Below are 8,632 nucleotides of genomic sequence, written 5' to 3'. Positions count from 1 at the left end.
CTGGAGCCCTACGTAGGAATTGACGCGGGGAAGATCCTGCGCTGCAACTCGTCGACTGGAGAGGGAGGAAGCCTTTTCGGGTTGACGACGGGCGTGCGTGCGAGATCCCGGTGGGTCAGCGTGGACGTGTCGTGGAATACGAGCGCACCGTGGCCGCGACCGCGGGTTCGAGAAAACACGTTTTACTTTAGCGCGAGCCTGGCGATCTGAGTTGGGGGTGCATTGTTCTTGAGAACTCACGTGACCGATTGATCGGGATGTGAATGAATCGCGCGTCCGGGGATTGAATGGACGTTCAGTGGCAAGGCGACGGGAAGTCATAGGCGATAGGAACGGGTGGTCCAATGTGGCATTTCGACGATCAGAGCGCGGGGCGCAAGGCACGGCCGACTTGGCAGCGAGCGGTGGCATGGTTATTAATGGCGAGCCACGTAGGATTGCTACCGATACGAGGATTTGCGCAGGGTGCGGTGGTTGCCCCGGTGGCGGGGACGTCGACGCGCGTGTATCCGAACCCGAACGGGGTGCCGGTCGTCAACATCGCCAAGCCAAACGCCGCGGGCCTGTCAAACAACACCTATACGCAGTTCAATGTGGGACCGTCGGGGTTGGTGCTGAACAATAACCCGATGGTCGCTGGCGGGGGGCTGATGGCACCGGCTAACTCGAAGCTGGCCGGTGCAATGGCGAATAACCCGAACCTGACGGTGCCGGCCAAGGTGATTCTGAACCAGGTGGTCAGTGCTTCGCCTTCGGTCCTCAAAGGCTATCTGGAAGTGGCTGGTCAGCAGGCGCAGGTGGTGGTGGCTAATCCGTACGGCATTGCGTGTAGTGGCTGCGGGTTTCTGAATACGCCACGCGTGAGTTTGACGACGGGCACGCCGGTGTTGAACGGCAACGGGGCGCTGACGGGATATCAGGTCGGGGGCGGGACGATCTCGGTGACGGGTGGGGGGCTGGACGCGAGCACGGTGGGGATGCTGGAGCTTGTGTCGCGGGCAGTGAGTATTCAGGCGCCGGTGACGGGACAGGCGGTGACGGTGGTGACGGGCACGGGCAGCTACGACGTGACGAGTCAGGCGCTGACGCCGGTGACGGTGTCGGACGGGGCGCCGGCAGTGGCGATCGACACGGCGGCGCTGGGCGGGATGTATGCGCAGACGATCCGGCTGGTGTCGACTGAGGCCGGGGTGGGGGTGCGGATGCAGGGGCCGGTGTCGGCCGGCGGCGGCGATTTGACGCTGCAGGCGGGGGGGCCGGTGAGGGTTCAGGCGCCGATGAGTGCGACGGGCAATGTGAGTCTGTCGAGCACGGCATCGGGGAGCGGGGCACTGAGCCTGAGCGGGGCGAATGTGATCGCGGGGGGCAATGTTGCGCTGTCGGCGAACCAAGGCGAGGTGGTGCTGGCGGGCGGTCAATTGCAGGCGATCAACGGGACGCTGTCGATGACGGGACAGACGCTGAGCGATACGGCAAGCGGCGCGACGGCGGGCGGCAACAATACACGGGACGCAAGCGGTGGTATTACGTTGAGCGCGACGGGTGCTGGGGTGCTGAGCGGTGTGAACTACGCGGCGGGCCAGGCGCTGAGCGTGAGTGCAAATGACGTGATGTTGAGCGGGGGCACGGTATTGTCGAGCGAGGCGTCAAGCGCGTCGCTGAATGCGGCGCACGTGCTGGCGTTGGGCAATGCCACGCTCGTGGCAAGTGGTGATGTGAATCTGACGGCGGGTGCGGGCGGGGTGCAGTACGCGGGCGATGCGAAGCAGGGGCAGGCGATCGAGAGCCGTGCGGGTAACGTGATGCTGATGAGTGGCGGTGGCGTGACGAACAGTGGCACGGTGCTGACGACGAGCGGCGCATTGGTGCTTAAAAGTGCGGGGCCGGTGACGAACAGCGGGACGCTGTCGAGTGGGATGGACCTGAGGATATCGGACGCGCAGGGCGGGGGCACCGAGGCGGTGGTGAACAGCGGCAAGGTGGTGGCAGCCGGTGGGCTGTCGGTACAGGGGGCATCGATTGCGAACAGCGGCGGGCTGCAAGGGGGCAGCCAGGGTGAGGTGAGCACGGCCGGGGCGCTGACGAACAGCGGCACGTTGGTGTTGTCGACGACGACGGGCGCCCATGGCGGAACCGATACGGTACAAGCAGGCACGCTGACGAACACGCCGGGTGGTGCGATCTGGTCGAACCAGGGGCTGACGGTGAGTTCGGGCACGGCACTGGAGAACGGTGGGAGTCTGGGCGCAGAGGGCGGGTTGCAGGTGAATGCGTCGAGCGTGACGAACGAGGCGGGGGCGTCGCTGGGCTCGAGGGGTCGGGATGCGACGGTGACGGCGGACACGGTGCACAACGCCGGGACGATGACGGCGCAGGGCAATCTGGCGGTTCAGGGGACGACGCTGACGAATGAAGCAAACGGCGTGCTGCAGGGCAACGGCCTGTCGATCACGGCGTCGAGCGTGGGTAACCGCGGCCAGATCACGGGCGGCACGCAGGCGGCAACGATGACGGTGTCGGGCACGCTGACGAACGAGGCGGGTGCGGTGCTGACGATGAACCGGGGCTCGGGCGCGACTGGCACGGTGAGCGCGGGCACGCTGAACAATGCGGGCACGCTGCAGGCGGTGGGCGCGACGACGCTACAGGGCGGAAAGGGTGGCGTGACGAACAGTGGCACGGTGCTGACGACGAGCGGCGCATTGGTGCTTAAAAGTGCGGGGCCGGTGACGAACAGCGGGACGCTGTCGAGTGGGATGGACCTGAGGATATCGGACGCGCAGGGCGGGGGCACCGAGGCGGTGGTGAACAGCGGCAAGGTGGTGGCAGCCGGTGGGCTGTCGGTACAGGGGGCATCGATTGCGAACAGCGGCGGGCTGCAAGGGGGCAGCCAGGGTGAGGTGAGCACGGCCGGGGCGCTGACGAACAGCGGCACGTTGGTGTTGTCGACGACGACGGGCGCCCATGGCGGAACCGATACGGTACAAGCAGGCACGCTGACGAACACGCCGGGTGGTGCGATCTGGTCGAACCAGGGGCTGACGGTGAGTTCGGGCACGGCACTGGAGAACGGTGGGAGTCTGGGCGCAGAGGGCGGGTTGCAGGTGAATGCGTCGAGCGTGACGAACGAGGCGGGGGCGTCGCTGGGCTCGAGGGGTCGGGATGCGACGGTGACGGCGGACACGGTGCACAACGCCGGGACGATGACGGCGCAGGGCAATCTGGCGGTTCAGGGGACGACGCTGACGAATGAAGCAAACGGCGTGCTGCAGGGCAACGGCCTGTCGATCACGGCGTCGAGCGTGGGTAACCGCGGCCAGATCACGGGCGGCACGCAGGCGGCAACGATGACGGTGTCGGGCACGCTGACGAACGAGGCGGGTGCGGTGCTGACGATGAACCGGGGCTCGGGCGCGACTGGCACGGTGAGCGCGGGCACGCTGAACAATGCGGGCACGCTGCAGGCGGGAGGCGACCTGACGGTCCGCAGCGGGGCGCTGACCGATACGGGCACGTTCAACGTGTTGGGTCGCCTGACGCTGGCCGATCAGCAGGGCCAGGCGAACGAGCGGGTCCAGATCGGCTCGGCGGGTCAGCTCGAGGCGGGCACCCTGAATGCGCAGATGAGCGCGCTGCTGCTGAACGATGGCGCATTGCTGCAAACGCAAGGGGCGACGACGCTAACGGCTGGGACGCTGACGCAGGGTGGCCAGCATGCACGGATGCTGCTGGGGTTAAGCGGCCAGGATTCGGTGCTGACACTGGGTAGTGGACTGGACAACGTGGGGTTAGTGTTCTCGGGGGGCGGCCTGACGGTAAATGCACCGTCGATCGTGAACGAGACGACGGGGGGTATCGCGGCGCTCGGGGCACTGACGTTGAAGACGGCGGGCAGCGTGACCAACCGCGGGGAACTGTATAGCCACACGGCACTGAATGTTAACGGGGGGTCGTTTACGAACGTAGGAACGCTGAACGGGGCGCTCGGTCAGGTGGATTCGGACGGCACGATCGCGATCACGGCGCCGGTCGTGACGAACGAGAGCGAGATCAACGCGGCGGGCAATATCACGGTCACGGCCAAGACATTCACGAACGAGGTGGCGGGAGGTGATACACGACAGTGGGCGGTGTCGCCGGAGGCGACGGTGTCGAATGTGTCGTACCACGATGCGTGGGGAACGGTGAGTCAGATCGCGCAGGTGCTGGGGCAGCAAATGGGTTGTACCGGCAGTACGAACTGCATGGTTGGCCAGAACGGGGCGCAGACGGGTTATGTGGTGGATTACAGTGACATAGTGAATCATTGGACTCGTACGTTCTACCAGTCGGTGATCACCGATAAGCAGTACTACGCAGGAGGCACGCCGACTTATCAACCGAAATTGGTGAGCGCAGGGACCCTGACGATACAGGGGTTCGACAGTGGTCAGAACGTGGGTGCGGTGATGTCGGGCAATACGGTGACGCTGAAGGGCAATGCCGGTGCGACTTTTACGAACGATGCGAATGCGCTGCAACAGCTGACGTATACGACGACGTGGGATAACAAAAGTCATTCGTGGTGTACGTTTATAGCGGTGTGTTGGAATGACACGTATACGGAAAATATGCAGATATCGCAGGCGTATGCGACGTTAAACCCGGGTTTGGCGGGGATCTATGCCAATACGCTGAACGGCAGCGGCTTTAACCTGGTGAACCTGGGCTCGCCGTGGCAAGCAGCGGGCCAGGGGATGAGTACGCCGGGTGCAGCGAACACGGGGCTGCAGGCGACGACCAATGCAGGCGGGGGGAATCTGGGGGCGTCGAGCGTGGCAGGCGTTGGATCGCTGAAACCGGTGTCGTTGGGTGCGACCGGGGTGGCAGGCGTGGGATCGCTGGTGGTGGATGGCGTGACGGTGAGCTTGCCAACCAACCCGAACGGTCTGTACGTGATGAGTGCGGGGGCGCACCCAACGTATCTGATCGAAACCAATCCCCAGTATCTGTTGGGCGAACAGACTGGGGGCTTGACGTATCTGATCGACACGGTGCTGGGCACGGCGGCCGAGATGGCGCTGCTCAAGAGCGTCAGGCTGCTGGGGGATCCAAACTACGAGCTATCGTTGGTGGGACGGGAATTGGTGGCGCAGACGGGGGTCAGCCTGGAAGCGGGTTATACGAACGAGGCGGACCAGTACCAGGCGCTGATGACCAATGCGAGTTCGCAGGCGAAGGGGCTGGGGCTGAAGGTGGGCACGGCGCTGACGGCCAGCCAGATCGCGGGGCTGAAGAGCGACATCGTGTGGCCGGTGCAGGCGCAGGTGGATGGTCAGACGGTGCTGGTGCCGCAGGTGTATCTGGTACCGGGGGCACATCCGGGGTTGCCGTCGGGGGCGGTGATTCAGGCGCAGAACGTGGATCTGACGAAGCTGGGAACGGTGACGAACTCCGGCGGGACACTGGCGGGGACGCAGTCGTTGAGGGTGCAAAGCACGGGAGACATCGACAACCTCGGAGGAACGATTGGTGGGGGGACGGTGTCGCTGACGTCGACGGCGGGAAGCATCTATAACACGACGCTGACGCAGGGCAATGCGGCAGTAGGGACCTCGCTGGGCAACGTTGCATCGATTGGCGCGACGAGGGCACTGACGTTGGATGCGGCACAGGACGTTGTGGTGTCGGGGGCGACGCTGTCGTCTGGCGGGGATGCGTGGCTAACGGCGGGTCGGGACATCGTTCTCAATCCGGTCCAGAAGAGCGCGCATGAACTGCAGACGGCGACTCGCTGGGGCGGGGGGCAGGTGAGCAGTGTGCTCACGCAACTGGCGCTGACCGAAAATGCAGGTTCACAGATTAGCGTAGCCGGAAATCTGACGACGCAATCGGGCCGTGACACGACGCTGTTGGGGTCGGGGGTGACGGCGGGCGGCAACGTGTCGATGGCAGCGGGTGGGGCGCTGAATGTGCTGGCGGCCGACGATACGGCGACGCTGCATACGCAAGGGTTTGCGTCGGGGTTTGGGCTGAACGGGTCACTGTATGGCATGGAGTCGATGAGCAGCGACACGCGGATGTCGACCAATGTTGGGTCGGTGATCCAGGCTAGGGGCAACGCGAGTCTGAAGGCCGGCGGCACGCTGACGGTGCAGGGCTCGGATGTGAGCGCGCAGGGCAATCTGGGCGTGAACGCGCAGAACGTACAGGTACTGGCCGGACAGCACACGATGAGCACGACCTCAAGTGAGTGGGGATGGGGCTTGCTGGGCGGGACGACAAGCACAAGCGCGGTGAGTGCGCTGGCGCAGCAGCAGGGCGGGTTGCTCAACGCGGTGTCGAGTGCAGCGGTGCAGGCGCAGGGCAGTGCAGGGGTGTCGCTGTTCGCAAGCCATTCGCACGTTAACAGCAGCGACGAATCAATAGCACGCGGTTCGACGCTCACGGCGGGTGCTGGGCTGACGATGACGGCGAGCCGGGACCTCACGGCGCAGGGTGCGATCATACAGGGCAGTGCTGTCAGCCTGAAGGCGGGTGGCAACGTCGATCTGCTGGCCTCGCAGGACGTGCGCAGCAGTGCGGCGCAGGCGAGTTCGCTGTCGGTGGGCGTGACCTCGACACAGAGCGCTCAAGCCGAGGTGGGCACGCAGACGTGGCTGCCCGTGGGAGCCCAGGCGGGCTCGATCGGTTCGATGGTGGCGTCGTTTGTAGCGCAGGGTGCGGGTGCGCAAGCCAATGCGGATGCGGGCGTGTCGGGCACGACGATTCTGGGCATGACGCAGACGCAGTCCTCGAGTGCGTTGCGGCAGATTCACAACAACGGTACGGCGCTCACCTCGAGCGGTGGGGACGTGAGTCTGCGGGCCGGACAGGACGTGGTGCTGCAGGCAACGACAGTGAACGCGGCGGGCAATGTGGCGATGCAGGGGAGCAACATCCGGGCGCTTGCGGCGCAGGATGTGAGCGAGTTCTCGAGCCAGACGAGTACCACGACGGCCGGGCTCTATGTGAGTCACAACGCCTCGGTGGATGCGGCGGGCGGTGGCATCGCGTCAGTGATCGGCGCGAATGCGGGCGGGGTCGTGTCGAGCCAGGGGCAGCTTGGGGTGGGGTTGACTTACTCGAAGAACACTAGCAGCCAAAGCGTCAATGTTGGCACGGCGGTGGTGACTCAGATTACGGCGGGTGGCAACGTGTCACGCAAGGCCAGCGATACGCTGCTGGACCAGGGCACGCAGATCGTGGCTGGTGGCGATGTAACGCAGCAAGCGCAGACGATCGAATCGCTCGCAGCGGCCAATACGTACAGTGAAGAGGCACACTCGAGTTCGTTGGGATTCACGGCGGGGCTGACGCTGGGCGTGAATGCCATGGTGCAGGGCGGTGGAGGAGCGGGCGTGCTCAGTGGAGGCAATCCGTTGCGTGCGGTGCCATATGTGCAGGGCAATGCAGGCGGGATGGCGTCGATCGGTGCGCAGATCGGCTTCCAGTCGCAAAACGAAGCGATGTCGATGCAGCAGAGCCAGGCCGTGGTGAGCACGATCCAGGCGGCCGGGAGCGTAACTTCGACGTCGAGCGGCAAGACGACGCTGGAAGGCACGCAGGTAAAGGCGGGCGGGGACGTGAACGTGACGGGGGCCAGCGTCACGGTGGCAGCGGCGGCAAATACCTACAGCGAGACGGATCGGAGTTCAAGCTTCAGCGCGGGCGCGAACGTGGGAGTGGGGCCGCAGGCTGGGGGGATGATGTGTCCGGGTTGCGGGTTCGGCATCGGAGCGGGGCTGGCGGTGGTGGGCAATGTGAATGTGGGGTATAGCGGTAGTAATGGGCAGAGCCAGGCGAGCCAAGCGGTGGTGAGTAGCCTGACGGGGGGCGGCAACGTCAGCCTGAAGACGACGGCGGGCGAGCTGACGCTGGAAGGAACGAAGGTGGTGGCCGGTGGCAATGTATCGCTCGCGTCGGCATCGGCGTTGAACTACCAGGCAGCGTACGACACGGCCAGCGGCAGCCAGAACAGTACCAGGGTAGGGGTGAATGCGGGGTTGCAGGTAATGCCGGGCGAGATTGGTCTGGCGCCGTTTGCCAATGGCGGCGTCCAGTACGGCGGCAGCTATGGGACCGAGGAGTCGAGGCAGGCGGAGGTTGGCACGGTGAGCGCGGGTGGGACGCTGACGGTGAAGACCGGAGGGGATGCGAGCTTGACGGGCACGCAGCTGGCCGCGGGCGGCAAGGCGAGGCTGGATATCGGAGGGAACCTGTCGTTTAACGCGGCGCAGAATACGTCGCAGAGCTCGACAGTGCAGGCGGGGGTGGATGTGCAGACGGCGGCGGTGGGATATCTGCCGGGCACGCACCAGACGGCGTTCCAGGTGGGGGGTCAGAATCTGGGCGTGAACAATGTAACGTACCAGCAGGGCTCGTTGAAGGCCGGAGGTGGCACGACGGTGCAGGTGGTGGGGAACTTTAGTGAGCAGGTAGTGGGAAACCAGGCGCCGGAGGTGGATGCAAACGCGGTGCAGGCGCAGGGTAGCAAGAGCACGACGGTGGTGAACGACAGCCATAGCGCGACGCAGGTGGGGCTGTTCCTGGCGAACGGGACGTCGCAGTACACCTTCCCGGTGAATGCGGCTGGGGCGCACGCGCAGGAAGA

The 8,632-nt window shown here is 65.1% G+C and carries 1 protein-coding gene; it reads left to right on the top strand.

Going from position 1 to position 8,632, the window contains the following annotated elements; all coding sequences use genetic code 11:
- Positions 1-344 precede the first annotated feature (344 nt).
- Positions 345-8,632 (top strand): two-partner secretion domain-containing protein (locus AC0KUR_RS37385; RefSeq protein WP_473377348.1); only part of this gene is annotated, 8,288 nt, incomplete at its 3' end.

This window comes from Burkholderia sp. YHN3-13, assembly GCF_055810675.1.
Note: the sequence above shows the minus strand (reverse complement) of the source record. Positions and strands in the feature narration are given on the sequence as shown.